Below are 15,838 nucleotides of genomic sequence, written 5' to 3' on the forward strand. Positions count from 1 at the left end.
GGCGCAACATGACAGCGTGAACGCTTGACCGGACCTGATCCTGCTGGCATCGCCTGATCTATGAAAGCCAACAAACATCCCATCGCCGCCGCAACCGGCCACCGCCTGACGACTCAGGCTGCATATGACGTGCTCAGCGCGGGCGGCACCGCCGTGGATGCGTGCATCGCCGCCGCCCTGATGGCCTGTGTGGTGGAACCGGTTCTGGCCGGACCGATGGGAGGCGGCTTCCTGATGTTGGCCCCATTACATGGCGCGCCGCGTGTGCTGGACGGCTTTGTCCAAACGCCGCGCCGCCGCATTCCCGGCGATGTGCAGCAGGTCGAAGCGGATTTCGGCGACACCACGCAGATTTTCCACATTGGCGCAGGCACCGTCGCCACACCCGGCCTGATCCCGATGTTGTTTGAGGCCCACGCCCGCGCTGGCAAAACGCCGATGCGTGAACTGGCCCAACCCGCAATCGAAACCGCCCGTAACGGCCATGTCGTGACCACCCTACAGGCCGAGGTCGCACAGATTGCCGCCCCGATCCTGACCGCAGACCCACGCACGCAGCAGCGGTTCGGCACCGCGGAACGCATCATGCAAGCGGGCGATACCCTGACCGCCCCCGACCTTGCCGACGTGCTGGAGGTCCTCGCGATTGAGGGCCCCCGCCTGTTCACTGAGGGGGAGGTCGCGCAGGCGCTGCTCTCGCTCGACGGCACCGTGCTGACCGCCGATGACCTGCGCCGCTATGCTCCGAAATGGCGCGATCCCCTGCAAATGACCCGACGCGGCTGGCAGGTATCGTTAACCCCGTCCCCCTCCATCGGGGGCGCGCAAATCGCGCTGATGCTGGACGCGCTGCCCGATCAGGTTACGCCCGCGCTGCTGCACCTCGCACAGATTGAGCTGCTGAACCTGCGCGAAAAATCAGACACCACGCTGCGCTTTGATCCGACCTTGGCCGCTGAACTGCGCAAGACGCTGGCCCGCCACGATGCCCGCCTGCGCGGCACGACCCATATCTCGGTCACGGATCAACAGGGGCTGGGCGCGGCGCTGACCCTATCCAACGGCACAGGCGCGGGAATGATCGTTCCGGGCACCGGCATCATGCCGAACAATATGTTGGGTGAGGAGGATCTGCTGCCCGCCGGTCCGGGCAGTTGGGAGCAGGACATCCGTCTCGCCTCCGCCATGTGCCCGATCAGCCTGCGCGCGCCGGACGGATCAATCACCATGATGGGATCAGGCGGGTCCAGCCGCATCCGCACCGCGCTCAGCCAGACCGCATTGCACCTGATCGACGGTATGGCGCTGGAGCAAGCAATCCTCGCCCCTCGCCTGCATCTGGATACCCTGAACGGGCCAGTCGCCGCAGAACCGGCGGAGGAGCGTTGGTACGACGCCATTCGCGCCCTGCCTGCCGATCTGAACCTGTGGCCAGATCGTGCGATGTATTTTGGCGGGGTCCATGCCGTGCGCCGATCCCCCCGCGGTCAGATCGAGGCCGTAGCCGACCCGCGCCGCGATGGTTTCGCCCAGACCTAACCCATCAGACCCCGACGCAGCAGGTTCAAACCGGCGACAACCAGAACAACCAATGTCGCCTTGCGAAAGGTTTCCTGCTCCAACCGGTCCTGCACCAACAGGCCAGCGCCCATGCCCGCAATTGCAGGTACGATCAACATCACCGATAGCGGCAACGTCAACTCGTTCAGCACGCCCGTCCGCCCATGAACCGTAATCACCACCAGCAGACCCAGCAGGAAGATCACGCCCTGTAGGCGCACCTGCTCCACCTTCGGTACCTCACGCGCCAGCAGGTACAGCACCACGGCGGGGCCGGTCACAGCGGCCAAACCGCCAAAGACCCCGGCCGTCACACCCGAAATAATCGTGGCGATGCGCGTTTTGCCCAGTTCCGGCCCCGGCCGCCAACCTGCCAGTTGCAGCACAGCAAAAAACGTAACCCCGCCACCGAGAACGATAAACAACATCTCCGTCGATAGGATGCTGACCAACGGCGCCACCATGCCCATCACGCACACGATCAGCAGCACATACCATCGGAACGCCATCAAGCTGCCAAGCGCCGCGCGCGGCCCATCCCGCAGCGCCTGCCACAGATTGGTCAGCGCCGCCGGCAACATGATCGCAGCAACGGCAATCGCGGCGGGCATCAACGACCCGATGCCGCTGATCGCCACCATAGGCAGGGCGAAACCGACCGCTCCCTTCACGAATCCGGCGATGAACATGATCAAAACCGCAATCAGAATCAGATCGAGGTCGATGGAGGCAAAAACAGGTGCGAAAAATGACATGGCCTGAATTCACACGGCAAAGGGCGCAAACGCAATGCTAATAAACATTCTATAAATTACACAATTACGCACGATTGTTGCGAGCACATCTTGACCCCTCCAAATCCGCACCCTAGTGTCCCTCGCAACTGCACGGAATTTGTGCGCCGCACCATTCGAGGGCTCGACCGATGAAAGATACACCGATGAGCAATGATCGCATCCTACAGCAGGCCCAGGCCGCTATTGCCCCCTTGCAGGCCCTGCGCGGCGATGCGGTCGATGCACTGGCCACCCTAACGGCGCAGCGTAGCGTGGACGCAGTGCAATATGACGCCCACGGTGTTGCGTGGATCGCCACCTATTGCGAGGCGCTTGTGCAGCTTATCGACTGGGCGACACGCCTGAATGCCGATGGCGCGTTCGGTGAGATGGAGGAGCTGATCCTGACCATCGGCCTAGGCGAATATATCAGCCAGCTTTCCGGCGGCATCCCGATGAGCCAAGGTGAGATGTTCCGCCTTGCCGATCTGGGCCTGTCCCTGCCCGACGCCATGACGCCGCTCATGTCCGGCAATACCGATGCGGCACGCCAACGCCTCGCCGCGCTGATGGTCGAACGGCAGGGCGTCGCGACCTTCGGCGCGACGGGTCTGGACGAAGAGTTCACCATGATCCGCGACCAGTTCCGCCGCTTTGCCGATGATAAGGTCCTGCCACACGCCCATGAATGGCACCTAAAGGACGAGTTGATCCCGATGAGCATCATCGAGGAAATGTCCGAACTCGGCGTCTTTGGCCTGACAATACCTGAGGAGCATGGCGGCTTCGGCCTCGGCAAAACCGCGATATGTGTGGTGTCCGAGGAACTGTCGCGCGGCTATATCGGCGTTGGCTCGCTGGGCACACGGTCGGAAATCGCGGCGGAGCTGATCCTTGGTGGTGGCACTGACGCGCAAAAGGCGGAATGGCTGCCGAAACTCGCCAGCGGTGAAACCCTGCCCACCGCTGTGTTCACCGAACCCAATACCGGATCGGACCTTGGTGCGCTGAAAACACGCGGCGTACAGGATGGCGATGACTGGGTGCTGCGTGGCAACAAAACATGGATCACCCATGGCGGCCGCACCGACCTGATGACCGTACTTGCCCGCACCGTGCCCGATACGGATGATTATTCCGGCCTGTCCATGTTCCTCGCCCCGAAAACCCGTGGCACTGATGCGGAGCCCTTCCCCGATGCGACAATCCATGGTGGAGAGATCGAGGTCCTCGGCTATCGCGGGATGAAGGAATACACTCTCGCCCTCGACGATCACCGCGTTTCCGGCGATGCGCTGTTGGGTGGCAAACAGGGTCAGGGCTTCCGCCAGCTTATGCGCACATTCGAAAGCGCCCGCATCCAGACCGCCGCCCGCGCTATAGGTGTGGCGCAATGCGCGATGGAGCTTAGCCTGCAATACGCGCTGGACCGCACCGCCTTTGGCGCGCCACTGGTCGAAAAACCCCGCGTTTATGCCAAACTAGCCATGATGGCGGTTGAGATCATGATCGCACGGCAGCTCACATATTTCTCCGCCCGCGAAAAGGACGCCGAGCGTCGCTGCGATCTGGAGGCCGGCATGGCCAAACTGCTGGGCGCGCGCGTCGCATGGGCCGCTGCGGATAACGGCGTGCAAATCCACGGTGGCAATGGTTTCGCGATGGAATACCCGATCAGCCGCGTGCTGTGCGATGCCCGCATCCTCAACATATTCGAGGGCGCAGCCGAAATTCAGGCCCATGTTATCGCCCGCCGCCTGCTAGATACTCGCCAAGCGTAGCCTTGCCCCAGCGGGGCACGCGGGTTAGCTCTGGTGCGACCCAAACTGACGGACGCTGACCCATGTTGCGCATCGCGCCCCTGCTGCTGCTATTCCTCGCTGCCTGTGACCCCACCCCGCGTGAGGTTTCGGCCCCTGCCCCCGGCCGGCCCGCCCCATCGCGGGGCGCGGAGATTGCCGCGCTTGAGGCGGCAAATGCCCCACCCGAAATCATCCCGACGCAGATCAGCGACGTGGATTGGGCGTTGACCGTACTGAACGACCGGCTGGTCGGGCGCGTGATGGAGGTTGACCTGTCCGGCGGACAGATCGACGGCACCGGCCCCTGTCAGGATATTCGCGGCAACTATTTCGGAACGGGTGAGATTTTCGTGGTGGAAACCATCGTCGTGCCCCGCCTGCCCGATTGCGAGCGTGCCACCCTGCAAGAGGAAATCGCCATCGCCATGATCGACGCCCGCTCCGCCCATGTGGAGAACGGCGTGCTGGTTATGCGTGATGCGGGCGGGATTATCCGGTTGGAGTTCCTGCCGCTTTAACCATCTGCCCCACAATCGCCCGCGCCGCCTGATCCCGCGCATCCAGCGCGTTGGATCGGGTCAGGGTCGGGCCCAGCCATTGCCGCAGGAAATGCCCCGTCAGGCGCAGCGCATCCGCCGTTTCCTGTGCGCTGGCATCCCCACCCATCAGCAAGAACAGTGGCAGCGGCAGTAACCGATCCGCCCATTCCCCCGCGCCCTGCTGCGACACGGCGCGACCTGTGCGCGGTGAGACATAGCGCAATTGCTGCGTCACCCCCGTCACCGCACAACAGCTTAGGTCCAGGCCGAACCCCAAATCCGCCAGCAGCGATAATTCCCATTGCGCGTATAGCTGCGGCCAATCGGGTTGGCGGGCCAGCGTGTCGAGCAACGCGTAGGTGCGATCATGCACCTCCTCTACCGGCTGCCGCTCCGCTATACAGGTGGTCAACAGCGCCGCCACCGATTGCAGCGCGGCCAGTGCAGCCCGATCCGCCATGATCGGCACGGCGCGCGACCGAACAGGCTCCACCACGAAACTGCCGATATGATCCTCGATCCGTGCGCGCCAAGTCAGGTCCAGTTGCGCGCCGACCTGTAGCAGAGGCGCCTGTTTGCGCGACGCGCCCCCGCGCACGACACCTGCATGCAGGCCGTGATCGCGGGTCAGAACTTCGATAATTGCATTGGCCTCACCATGACGCCGGACGGCCAGCAGGATGCCCTGCTCGCGCCACTCGATCACGCCAGGCCCTCCTCATCCAGCAGATGCCGACCTGCGCGATCCTCGACCTCAACGATCCACAGATCGGGGTCGGACATACGCTGGCGGGTCAGCTCATCCTCAACCGTGCGATCCGCACCGGCAATCAGCTCAACCCAGATACGGTTGAACTCCATATCATAACTGCGGTGAAAGGCCCGCGCCTGCCCGTCCAGCGTGTTCAGCTTGACGATCACAGCGCCCGCCGTGGCGTCACCCTTGGCCGTTAAAAACACCGGAATGTCATTCAACCGCAGGCGCGCCAGATAGGCATGCACCCAGAATTCAGAGGTGAGGCGCGGCTCAGCCGCCATCTTTGATGTCGAGCCCCATTTCGCTAAAGCGCTCTGCCTCGCTCAGCCAGTTCGGCCGTACCTTGATTTGCAGGAACAGGTGGACCTTCTGGCCCAGAAACTCGTTCAGTTCCTCGCGCGCGGCCATGCTGACCGCCTTGATCGTCTCACCCTTCGGGCCGAGCGCGATGCCCTTATGCCCGTCACGCATGACATAGATGATCTGATCGATCCGGACCGAGCCATCCTTGCGCTCCTCCCAGCTTTCCGTCTCAACGGTCAACTGATAGGGCAATTCCTGATGCAGGCGCAGGGTCAGCTTTTCGCGTGTAATCTCCGCCGCGATCATGCGCAGCGGCAGGTCGGCGATCTGATCCGCAGGGTACATCCACGGCCCCTCGGGCACACGACCAGCCAGCCACGCCTTCAGGTCATCAACGCCGTAGCCCTTCTCCGCCGAAACCATAAAGATTTGGGCAAAATCGAATTCCTTGGACATCTCCGCCGTCAGCGCCAGCAGGCGGTCACGAGGAATCCGGTCGATTTTGTTAATAGCGAGGGCAACCTTCTGCCCCTCAACATCACGTTCCTTTAGCGCGGCGATAATCGCGTCCACGCCGTCAGTCTTGCCGCGATGCGCCTCGATCAACAGGACCACAATGTCGGCATCCGCGGCACCGGACCATGCGGCCTTAACCATGGCGCGATCCAGATTGCGGCGCGGGCGGAACAGACCAGGCGTATCGACCAGCACCAGCTGGCTGTCCCCCTCCATCGCGACGCCGCGAATGCGGGCGCGGGTGGTCTGGACCTTATGCGTCACAATCGACACTTTCGCCCCGACCATCGCATTGGTCAGGGTGGATTTACCGGCATTGGGTTCACCAATAAGGGCAACGAAGCCTGCGCGGGTTTGCTGTTCAGTCATCGGACGAAATCTCCTCAAGCAGGCGGCGGGCGGCCTGCTGTTCGGCGTCGCGCTTGCTGCTCGCCTCCGCCGATGCGGTGCCACCGGATTCGAGACGTACCTCGATGGTGAAGACCGGCTTGTGATCCGGCCCACGCCGGTTAACGACCTTGTAGACGGGCAATGCCTCGCCCCGGGCCTGTGCGAGCTCCTGAAGTCGGGTTTTCGCGTCGCGCGCGTCCTCCTCGGCTCCGGCAATATAATCGGCCCATAGGCGCAGGATAACCGCGCGGGCCTTTTCCATACCAGCATCGCGGTAAACGGCGGCAATCACTGCCTCCATCGCGTCGCCCAGCAATGCGGTTTTGCGCCGACCACCGGTCTGCGCCTCGGATCGGCCAAGGATCAGCGCCTCACCAATCCCGACATGGGTGGCAATCGCGGCGCAGGTTTCCTTGCGCACCAATGCGTTGAAACGCGGCGCGATCAGGCCCTCGGCCGCATTCTTATCCTCGGTCAGCAATGCCTCGGCAATCACCAATCCCAGAACGCGATCCCCCAGAAATTCCAGACGCTGGTTATCAGGGCGCGCACGGTTTGCGATCGAGGAATGCGTCAGCGCACGCTCCAGCAAACCGGGGTCCGCAAATTCATGCCCCAGCGCCCGCATCAGGGCGGCGCGTGCAGATTTCGCGCTCACTCCACCCATTCCAGCAGGCGATCCATGCGCCAATTCCAGACCTTGAACAGGGACGATCCAGCAGCCGAGAACACGACGAGGTTCGCCTTTCCGATCAGCAGATCACGATGCACGAATCCAACGCCGGACCCGCTAAAGGGCGGCGGGCCGGACAGCTCCGCACGGAATTCAGAGGTTTGCGCGCGCGTGAAATAGCGGCTGTCGGTCGAGTTATCGCGGTTATCGCCCATAAAGAAGTAATGCTCATCCGGCACGGTATAGATCGGCGTGTTGTCGCCCGTCTCATCCCCGATATTCAGAACCATGTGATCCACGCCATTTGGCAGGCTCTCAATGAACTGTTCCTTCTGACACGTCGCACCCAGGGATACGGAGCCATTGGCGCAGCGCGGACGGGTGGCCTGTTGATATTCAAAGATTTCCTCGAACGGCTCCGCAGGAACCAGCGGCAGCATCTCACCGTTCAGGATCAGGCGTCCGCCCTGCATTTGCACGGTATCACCGGGCAGACCGATCAGGCGTTTGATGTAATCCTGGCCCAGCCCCTCATGCCGGAACACAACGATATCGCCGCGCTCTGGCTCGCTAAAGAACAGGCGGCCATCAACGGCGCACAGGGCCATCGGGCAGGAATAGCGCGAATAGCCGTAGGCGAATTTGTTCACGAACAGGAAATCACCGATCAGCAGCGTCGGCTTCATCGAGCCGGACGGAATGTAGAACGGTTGGAAAAACAGGGTTCGGATCAGTCCAGCCAGCAGAAAGGCATAGATGACGGTCTTGAGCGTATCCAGAACGCCGCCCTCAGAATTCTTACTGGCCATGAAACACTGTCCTTGTGGGTTTTGATGCTAGTGCGGGTTCTTGCGCTAAGCCCCCGGAATGTCAACTGGCGCGGGGGATGTGACGGGGCGTGCCTCGATCACGACAAAGGCACTGGCCCATGGGTGATCGTCGGTCAAACTAACGTGGATAAAGGGCTCACAGCCCGCAGGCGTCATGGTTTTCAACCGCTCTGCCGCCCAACCGGTGACGTGCATGGTGGGCTGGCCTGTGCGCAAATTACGCACCTCCATATCGCGCCACGCAATCCCCATGCGCAAACCGGTGCCGAGCGCCTTGGAGCACGCCTCCTTGGCTGCCCAGCGTTTTGCGTAACTTTCAACCCGATTGGCCACCCGCTCGGAACGGGCGCGCTCAATGTCGGTATAGCAACGGTTCAAAAACCGCTCGCCGAACCGCGCAATGGTGCCCTCGATCCGCTCGATATTCGCCATATCCGTGCCAACACCCAAGATCACGTCAGGCCACCCCTTAAAATACGCAAGGCAGCGCCCGCAAACAGGACTGCAACCGCCCCCTCAATCCAGCGGCGCGAGCGCAGATAAACAGCCTGCGCACGGGCCGAGGAGAACAACACCGCATAGCCCAGAAACACTGTCGCACTTTGCACTGCGATCAGGGCGACAACCATCACAACATCCAGCGTCGTTGCCGTCGCCGGAATGCCGACCGTGTATAACGCGCCAAAGAAAAAGATCGCCTTCGGATTGGTCAGGTGTAGGCCAAGCCCCCGCAGATAGCTGCCGCGCAAGGCCCGTGCATCCGACGGTTTCGCAACTGGATTGCCTGCACGCACGGCGGACCGCGCCGATTTATACGCCAACCACAGCAGATAGAATGCCGCCGCGTAGCGCAGCACCTCCAACAGCCCCGCATGGGCCGCCATGATACCGCCCAACCCCAACGCCGCCGCGCAGGACCACATCAGCGAGCCGGTCAAAACCCCGCTGGCCACGGAGACACCATGTGCCCGCCCACGCTGCATCGACGTGCTGGTAATGGCCAAGGTAGCAGGCCCGGGGCTGGCCACCGCAATCAATGCGGCAACCATAATCAGGCCGAAATCGGCAGGGTTCATCGCGCCGCGTCCATAAGGCGACGCATGTGGCCAATTGCGCCATCAAGCCCGAGGAAGATCGCTTCACCAATCAGGAAGTGCCCGATATTCAGCTCTCGCACCTCAGGGATCGCGGCAATCGGACCGACACTGTCAAAGGCGAGGCCATGGCCCGCATGGACCTCCAACCCCAATCCATGCGCCAGCTCCGCCGCATTGCAAATCCGCGCCAGCTCTAGATCACGATCATCGAAACGCCCCTCATTATGGGCATCGCAATAGGCGCCTGTATGTAGCTCAATCACCGCCGCACCGGTTTTGACCGACGCCTCAATCTGCACAGGGTCCGCCGCGACGAACAAGGAAACCCGCGATCCCGCCTCAGCCAAGGGCGCGATGAAATCGGTCAGCCGTGCCAGATCACCGGCAACCTCCAACCCACCCTCGGTCGTGCGCTCCTCACGTTTTTCGGGAACGAGGCACACCGCATGGGGTTTGTGGCGCAGGGCAATGGCGTGCATTTCCGCGGTTGCTGCCATCTCGAAATTCAGCGGAACGGTCAGCTCCTCTACCAAGGCTTCGATATCCGCATCACGGATATGGCGACGATCCTCACGCAAATGCGCGGTGATCCCGTCTGCGCCCGCACGCTCGGCCAGTTTTGCGGCGCGCAGCGGATCAGGAAAATATCCCCCCCGCGCATTCCGCACCGTGGCTACGTGGTCAATGTTGATCCCAAGTCTAAGGCGGTCGTGCGACTGGCTCATGCCCGGTCCTCCGAATGATCGTGTGGGGTAAGGTTAGTCGGTTTGCTGGTTCGCGTCAGCAATCCGTTTCTTGGCAGCGGCGCGTGTAGCAATCCGCTTCAGCTTTTTCTCGCGACGGCGGGCCTGATAGGCGCGCACCAGTGGACGGCTAAGGTAATATGTCAGCGTCCCGCCAATCAACCCTGGCGCGATTCCACCGATCAGATAGGGCAGGAACAGATCGTAAAAGAACCCGCCCAGCAGGTCCCATGAGGACGGACCATAGCCGAACAAGCTTTTGATCGACCCCCAGATCCCCATCGCTGCATGGCTAAACGCGCCGGCAATATGCCCGAAATCGCGTGTACCACCGTCCCCCGTGATCCACCGCCCGATGCCTAGCGAGATATAGGCGATGAACGGAAACGTAATCGGATTGCCAAAAAAGGTCGAAATCGCCGCCGACAATACATTGCCCCGCAGCAGCCACGCCAACCCCATGGCGACCAGAATATGCAGCCCGAAAAATGGCGAGAACGAGATATAGACACCGCAGGCCAGACCCAGTGAAATCTTGTGCGGACTATCCGGCAGGCGGCGCACCCGATGCGCCAGATATTCGACAACACGACGCCATCCCGCGCGGGGCAGCACGCCCTCTCGCAGCCATTGCAGAATGCTCAGCGGTTTTCTGCGCTTGAACACCATGGTTCGGGCCGTCCTTGCTATCATTCCATCGTCATAACTGCGTGTTTCGGGCATGGGCCCGTACAGCCAGACTAGTTCGCCTTGGAGTTACGCTTACGCGCCACATCTGTCACCGCCGAATCGGCCTTTATTGCAGTCTCGACCCGGGAAAGATGTTTCAGGTCCCGCACATCAACGCGAATTTCCACGACGTAAAAATCAGGCTTGGGGTCCACAATATTCAGATCCGAGATATTGGCATTATGCTCACCCACCAATGAGCATAGCCGCCCCAGCACACCCGCATCATTCGCCATAGTCACAGCCAGCACCGCCGTATGCGTGCCAAGGCTTTCACCAACGCCCCATTTCAGATCAACCCAACGCTCGGGCTGCTCCTCATATTCGCTCAGCTTGGGGCAATCGATTGCGTGAACCTCAACACCCTGCCCGCGAAAGGTAATGCCGACGATTCGCTCGCCGGGCAGCGGCTGACAGCACAGCGCCGCACGGGCCGCCTGACCGGGGTCCAGACCTATAACGCCGTCGCTATGTCCGTTCTCCGTCGGGCCAATATCCACCAGCTCGGAATATAGCACGGCAACAACTGCATCGCCCGATTGCTCCGTCGCGCCCAGCGCACGCAGCAACTCATCCGCGCCGCCAGAAATGTTCATCCGCTCCGCCGCCGTCGCAAGCGCCTTTTCCGTGGCCTTCTTGCCCACTTTGGCAAAGGCGACACGGGCAAATTCACGACCCAAACGGATTTGCGCCTCGCGCTCCTCCTCACGCCCATGGCGGCGGATCGCGGTTTTGGCACGCCCCGTTACGACCAGATCGGCCCAGCTGGCCTGCGGCTTCTGACCCGGAGCAGCAATAATCGTCACCGACTGGCCGTTGCGCAGGCGGGTGAACAGCGGCACGCGACGGTTATCCACCTTGGCCCCGACACAGGAATTGCCCAGATTGGTGTGGATCGCATAGGCGAAATCCAGCGGCGTCGCACCGCGCGGCAGCTTGACCACCTTACCCTTGGGCGTGAAGCAGAACACCTGATCCTGAAACATCTCCAACTTGGCATGTTCCAGAAATTCCGACGGGTTGTCCGAATTGGCCAAGCCCTCGGACAGGTCCTTTAGCCACGCAACCGGATCAGCCGCGAACGGGTTTTCGAACCGGATACCATCGCGATAGGACCAATGCGCGGCGACACCGCTTTCATTGACCTCATGCATTTCGCGGGTGCGAATCTGCATTTCCACCCGCCGCGCAGACCGGCCCGAAACCGTTGAGTGCAACGAGCGGTAGCCGTTGGATTTCGGCTGCGAGATATAATCCTTGAACCGCCCCGGAACCGCCGTCCAGCGCCGGTGCACAACGCCCAGCGCGCGATAGCAATCTTCCTCGGTCGCGACGATGATACGGAACCCGAAAATATCGGACAGACGGTGAAAATCACCCTCCGGATCGTTTTTATCGTTCAGTTTCCGCCAGATAGAAAAGGGTCGCTTTTCACGGCCACTGATATGCGCGGTAATCCCCGCCTGTGACAGCGCCTTTTCGATATCATCGGTAATTTTGGGGATGATGTCCCCGGTCTCGTTCTTCAGCGTGATAAACCGCCGGATGATCGAGGATCGCGCCTCTGGCTGTAGCACCCGAAAGCTCAGGTCCTCCAGCTCATCCCGCATCCATTGCATACCCATGCGACCGGCCAGCGGTGCGTAGATATCCATGGTTTCCTGCGCTTTTTGAATCTGCTTATCCGCACGCATATGGCGGATCGTGCGCATATTATGCAGGCGGTCCGACAGCTTGACCAACAACACGCGCAAATCGCGGGCGACGGCCATCAACAGCTTATGGAAATTCTCGGCCTGCTTCGTCTCGGCCGAGGACAGCTCCAGATTTGTCAGCTTGGTCACACCGTTGACCAGATCGGCAATTTCCCGACCGAACAGGCGCGTCACCTCCTGATGGGTGGAGCCTGTATCCTCAACAGTGTCATGTAATAGCGCAGTAACGATGGTGGAATCGTCTAGCTGCTGATCCACCAACATCTCCGCCACGGCCAGCGGATGGGTGAAATACGCCTCGCCTGAGCGGCGGCGCTGGTCTGAATGGGCGGCCTGCGCATAGGCATAGGCCGCCTCTATCAGTGCAGAGTTCGAATTGGGATTATATTCACGGGCCTGCGCGGCAAGCTCTGCCGCGGTAGGCCGGAAAAGAGAGCGACCGTCGGTAGCCCCGTCAGCCATGATGCTCTCTTTTCATAATCACTTCTCGCCCTGTGCGTCCATGAGGGCGCGCAGCAGCGATTCCTCGGACATGTCATCCTCGGACGGCTTGTCACCGCCATCGCCCATCAGCAGGGCCATCTGGTCCTCTTCAGGCTCATCAACCTCGATCTGGCGCTGGTGCGATTCGATCGCTGCCTCACGCAGGTGGTTGGCTGTCAGCGTTTCGTCCGCGATTTCACGCAGCGCAACAACAGGGTTCTTATCATTGTCGCGATCGACAGTCAGTTCAGAACCGGTGCTCAGCTCACGCGCACGGTGCGCAGCCAGCATGACCAGCTCGAACCGGTTGGGAACTTTATCAACACAATCTTCGACGGTAACGCGTGCCATAGGGTGGCCTCCACTCGTTTCGTGGTCGGGGAAAACATGCATGTAACGCGCACAGCGCCTAGGTGCAAGCACGGTTCAGGGTCAAGATGTCTGCGGCGCGGATATTTTGTGAATGCGATGGCACATTTACGTTACCTAAGCCACGATCCACGCGACCTGTAACTTGATCTGATGTTACCTGCACACACATGACTGGGGAACAATTGCGAAGGAAAATCCCATGACCGACACCTATACCCCACCCGAAGTATGGACCTGGGACACAGAAAGCGGCGGGAAATTCGCCAGCATCAACCGCCCCATTGCTGGCCCGACCCATGATAAGGACCTGCCCATCGGGGAACACCCGCTGCAACTGCACTCACTCGGCACACCGAACGGCGTAAAAGTCACCGTTATGCTTGAGGAACTGCTGGCCGCCGGTCACACGGGCGCGGAATATGATGCATGGCTGATTAATATTGGTGAGGGCGACCAGTTCGGCTCCGGCTTCGTTTCGGCCAACCCCAACTCCAAAATCCCCGCGCTGATGGACCGCTCCGGCGATGATGCCGTGCGCGTGTTTGAGAGCGGCTCGATCCTGCTGTACCTCGCGGATAAATTCGGGGCGTTTCTGCCCACCGAACCTGCCGCACGGGCCGAGGTGATGAACTGGCTGTTCTGGCAAATGGGGTCCGCCCCCTATCTGGGCGGCGGCTTTGGCCACTTCTATGCCTATGCGCCAGAGAAGTTCGAATACCCGATCAACCGTTTCGCGATGGAGGTAAAGCGACAGCTCGACGTGCTGGACCGCCAATTGGCCGAACATCCGTTTATCGCGGGCGACGAATATACCATCGCGGATATGGCGATCTGGTCGTGGTACGGCGCACTGGTGCTGGGCAAGCTGTACGATTCCGCGACCTTCCTGTCGGTCACTGAATATAAGCACGTGCTTCGCTGGGCCGAACAGATCGCAGAACGCCCCGCAGTGAAGCGCGGCGTTCGTGTGAACCGCCCATGGGGGGATGAGGCGACCCAAGTGGCAGAGCGTCACTCCGCCGCTGATCTCGACTAATCCCCTGCCCCGGCCCTAACCGTGTATTGCACGACTATCGGCCGGGGCTTGCTCACGCTCATCCATGCCGTAATCGCGGATCACACCGGCGATGCGCAGGCGGTAATCGGCGAAATAATCCCCGCGCCCGGCCCGCTGTGCCGCACGGTGTCGTTCGACATTGCGCCAACGGTCCAGCGCGGCCTCATCCTCCCAAAAGCTCAGTGATAGCAGCTTGCCGGGCGTGGTCAGGCTCTCGAACCGCTCGACAGAGATGAACCCCTCCAATCCGTCAAACAGGTCACGCATGCCTGCCGCATGGTCCAGATAGGCCTGCCGCTTTCCGTCCTTTGGCTGAACCTCGAATATCACTGCAAGCATATCTACCCCCTGCTTTCATTTCTGTAGAACGCGCGATCCTCGCGCCGGATGAAACGGCGCGCGGCGGCGAACTCGTAATTTTGACGGCCCAGCGGATGTGCACTCAGTGTGGCCCGATAGTCCTGATAAGCCGCCAGATCGGCAATGTTGTAAATCCCGTACGCGGTAGTGGTTGTGCCCTCCACCGGTGCGAAATAGCCGACCAGATCGGCACCACATTCCGGAATGGCACGCCCCCAATTGCGGGCATATTGCGCGAAATCATCGCGTTGATAGGGCTCGATCTCGTATCGAATGATGCAGGTCAGCATGCTGGTTCCTTTCAGTGCTGCCCCGTTATCGCACACTGCAACACGCTAATGGTTCGGCCCAAACCGAAGCGTCCACGATTGCCCGATGCGCGCCCTGACCCTAAACTGCCCCCATGGCAGACGGACCCGATATAGCCCGCATAGCGACCCTGATCGGCGATCCCGCCCGCGCACGGATGCTGACCGCGCTGATGGCGGGGCACGCCCTGACGGCCAGCGAATTGGCGGTGGAGGCTGGCATCACCCGCCAAACCGCCTCCGGCCATATTGCACGGCTGCGCGAGGGCGGCCTGGTCAGCACGGCGCGACAGGGGCGGCACCACTACATCCGCCTCTCCGGCAGTGATGTGGCCGAAACGCTGGAGGCCCTGATGGAAATCGTGGACCGTCGCGGCCCCACGCGCACACGACCGGGGCCAAAGGAACCGGAAATGCGCCACGCCCGCATTTGCTACGATCACCTTGCAGGGGCGCTGGGGGTGCAACTGCACGACCGCTTGATCGAAATCGGCCACCTGACGGCTGATCTGACACCAACACCACCGGGGCTGACCGCATTTGACGCATTGGGCATCGACATACCGGCCCTGCAACGCGCCCGCCGCCCGCTCTGCCGTGCCTGCCTCGACTGGTCCGAGCGGCGCACCCATCTGGCGGGCGGCCTAGGGGCCGCACTGTTCACCGCGTTCGAGGATCGCGCATGGATACGCCGCGTATCGGGCACCCGTATTGTGGAAATCCGCAACCCTGCGGCGCTGTACGAATGGCTGCTCTAGCATAGCAGCCCTACCCACAAACCGCGCCGCGCCCGAAAACAGGTGACGTATCGCGCACAACCGCCTAATC

19 protein-coding genes are annotated in these 15,838 nt (G+C 61.4%); 5 read left to right on the forward strand and 14 right to left on the reverse strand.

What is annotated here, in order from left to right:
• Positions 1–60 precede the first annotated feature (60 nt).
• Complete coding sequence (locus CR254_RS01640) at positions 61–1,539, forward strand: gamma-glutamyltransferase (RefSeq protein ID WP_097928063.1); 1,479 nt, start codon at positions 61–63, stop codon at positions 1,537–1,539.
• On the opposite strand, the gene CR254_RS01645 is transcribed toward CR254_RS01640, so the two are convergent.
• On the reverse strand, positions 1,536–2,315 hold the full coding sequence (locus tag CR254_RS01645) for a sulfite exporter TauE/SafE family protein (RefSeq protein WP_097928064.1): 780 nt from the start codon (positions 2,313–2,315) through the stop codon (positions 1,536–1,538). The genes CR254_RS01640 and CR254_RS01645 overlap by 4 nt on opposite strands.
• A 170-nt stretch (positions 2,316–2,485) precedes the next feature.
• Between CR254_RS01645 and CR254_RS01650 the strand changes: the two genes are divergently transcribed.
• Together CR254_RS01650 and CR254_RS01655 are read left to right on the forward strand one after the other, a co-directional pair.
• Positions 2,486–4,117 carry an acyl-CoA dehydrogenase family protein gene (locus CR254_RS01650; protein ID WP_097928065.1) on the forward strand — a complete coding sequence of 544 codons (1,632 nt, stop codon included), beginning with the start codon at positions 2,486–2,488 and terminating at the stop codon, positions 4,115–4,117.
• A 62-nt stretch (positions 4,118–4,179) separates the two neighbouring features.
• Entirely contained in the window at positions 4,180–4,656 is a 477-nt protein-coding gene (locus CR254_RS01655; RefSeq protein ID WP_097928066.1) for an META domain-containing protein, read from the forward strand.
• On the opposite strand, the gene recO is transcribed toward CR254_RS01655, so the two are convergent.
• The 11 genes from recO to rpoZ form a co-directional block, all read right to left on the reverse strand.
• The gene (recO, locus tag CR254_RS01660; protein ID WP_097928860.1) at positions 4,628–5,380 is read right to left on the reverse strand and encodes a DNA repair protein RecO; all 753 of its coding nucleotides are present in this window, start codon (positions 5,378–5,380) and stop codon (positions 4,628–4,630) included. The two genes, CR254_RS01655 and recO, sit on opposite strands and share 29 nt — an antisense overlap.
• Positions 5,380–5,715 carry a DUF1491 family protein gene (locus CR254_RS01665; RefSeq protein ID WP_097928067.1) on the reverse strand — a complete coding sequence of 112 codons (336 nt, stop codon included), beginning with the start codon at positions 5,713–5,715 and terminating at the stop codon, positions 5,380–5,382. The genes recO and CR254_RS01665 overlap by 1 nt, the downstream gene beginning before the upstream one ends.
• Positions 5,705–6,622 carry a GTPase Era gene (gene era / locus CR254_RS01670; RefSeq protein ID WP_097928068.1) on the reverse strand — a complete coding sequence of 306 codons (918 nt, stop codon included), beginning with the start codon at positions 6,620–6,622 and terminating at the stop codon, positions 5,705–5,707. The genes CR254_RS01665 and era overlap by 11 nt, the downstream gene beginning before the upstream one ends.
• Positions 6,615–7,301, reverse strand: a complete 687-nt coding sequence (gene rnc, locus CR254_RS01675; RefSeq protein ID WP_425440221.1) for a ribonuclease III — start codon at positions 7,299–7,301, stop codon at positions 6,615–6,617. The genes era and rnc overlap by 8 nt, the downstream gene beginning before the upstream one ends.
• Entirely contained in the window at positions 7,298–8,125 is an 828-nt protein-coding gene (gene lepB / locus CR254_RS01680; protein ID WP_097928069.1) for a signal peptidase I, read from the reverse strand. The genes rnc and lepB overlap by 4 nt, the downstream gene beginning before the upstream one ends.
• A 45-nt stretch (positions 8,126–8,170) precedes the next feature.
• Entirely contained in the window at positions 8,171–8,602 is a 432-nt protein-coding gene (gene acpS / locus CR254_RS01685) for a holo-ACP synthase (protein ID WP_097928070.1), read from the reverse strand.
• Entirely contained in the window at positions 8,599–9,222 is a 624-nt protein-coding gene (locus CR254_RS01690) for a LysE family translocator (RefSeq protein WP_097928071.1), read from the reverse strand. The genes acpS and CR254_RS01690 overlap by 4 nt, the downstream gene beginning before the upstream one ends.
• Positions 9,219–9,968 carry a pyridoxine 5'-phosphate synthase gene (locus CR254_RS01695; protein WP_097928072.1) on the reverse strand — a complete coding sequence of 250 codons (750 nt, stop codon included), beginning with the start codon at positions 9,966–9,968 and terminating at the stop codon, positions 9,219–9,221. Before CR254_RS01695 ends, CR254_RS01690 begins: the two co-directional genes overlap by 4 nt.
• A 33-nt stretch (positions 9,969–10,001) precedes the next feature.
• Positions 10,002–10,655, reverse strand: coding sequence for a DUF2062 domain-containing protein (locus tag CR254_RS01700; RefSeq protein ID WP_245851342.1), 654 nt, complete (start codon positions 10,653–10,655; stop codon positions 10,002–10,004).
• A gap of 71 nt (positions 10,656–10,726) precedes the next feature.
• The gene (locus CR254_RS01705) at positions 10,727–12,892 is read right to left on the reverse strand and encodes a RelA/SpoT family protein (protein ID WP_097928073.1); all 2,166 of its coding nucleotides are present in this window, start codon (positions 12,890–12,892) and stop codon (positions 10,727–10,729) included.
• 18 nt (positions 12,893–12,910) lie between these two features.
• The gene (gene rpoZ, locus CR254_RS01710; RefSeq protein WP_097928074.1) at positions 12,911–13,264 is read right to left on the reverse strand and encodes a DNA-directed RNA polymerase subunit omega; all 354 of its coding nucleotides are present in this window, start codon (positions 13,262–13,264) and stop codon (positions 12,911–12,913) included.
• A 220-nt stretch (positions 13,265–13,484) separates the two neighbouring features.
• Between rpoZ and yghU the strand changes: the two genes are divergently transcribed.
• Positions 13,485–14,321, forward strand: a complete 837-nt coding sequence (gene yghU / locus CR254_RS01715; RefSeq protein WP_097928075.1) for a glutathione-dependent disulfide-bond oxidoreductase — start codon at positions 13,485–13,487, stop codon at positions 14,319–14,321.
• 15 nt (positions 14,322–14,336) lie between these two features.
• On the opposite strand, the gene CR254_RS01720 is transcribed toward yghU, so the two are convergent.
• Both CR254_RS01720 and CR254_RS01725 read right to left on the reverse strand, forming a co-directional pair.
• The gene (locus tag CR254_RS01720; RefSeq protein WP_097928076.1) at positions 14,337–14,681 is read right to left on the reverse strand and encodes an antibiotic biosynthesis monooxygenase family protein; all 345 of its coding nucleotides are present in this window, start codon (positions 14,679–14,681) and stop codon (positions 14,337–14,339) included.
• A 2-nt stretch (positions 14,682–14,683) separates the two neighbouring features.
• Positions 14,684–14,992: an NIPSNAP family protein gene (locus CR254_RS01725; RefSeq protein ID WP_097928077.1), complete on the reverse strand. Its 309-nt coding sequence runs from the start codon at positions 14,990–14,992 to the stop codon at positions 14,684–14,686.
• Positions 14,993–15,105: 113 nt separating this feature from the next.
• On the opposite strand from CR254_RS01725, the gene CR254_RS01730 reads away from it, so the two are divergent.
• Entirely contained in the window at positions 15,106–15,768 is a 663-nt protein-coding gene (locus CR254_RS01730) for an ArsR/SmtB family transcription factor (protein WP_097928078.1), read from the forward strand.
• The last annotated feature ends 70 nt before the right edge of the window (positions 15,769–15,838 follow it).

This window comes from Pontivivens marinum, from assembly GCF_900231835.1.
Classification (GTDB): domain Bacteria; phylum Pseudomonadota; class Alphaproteobacteria; order Rhodobacterales; family Rhodobacteraceae; genus Pontivivens; species Pontivivens marinum.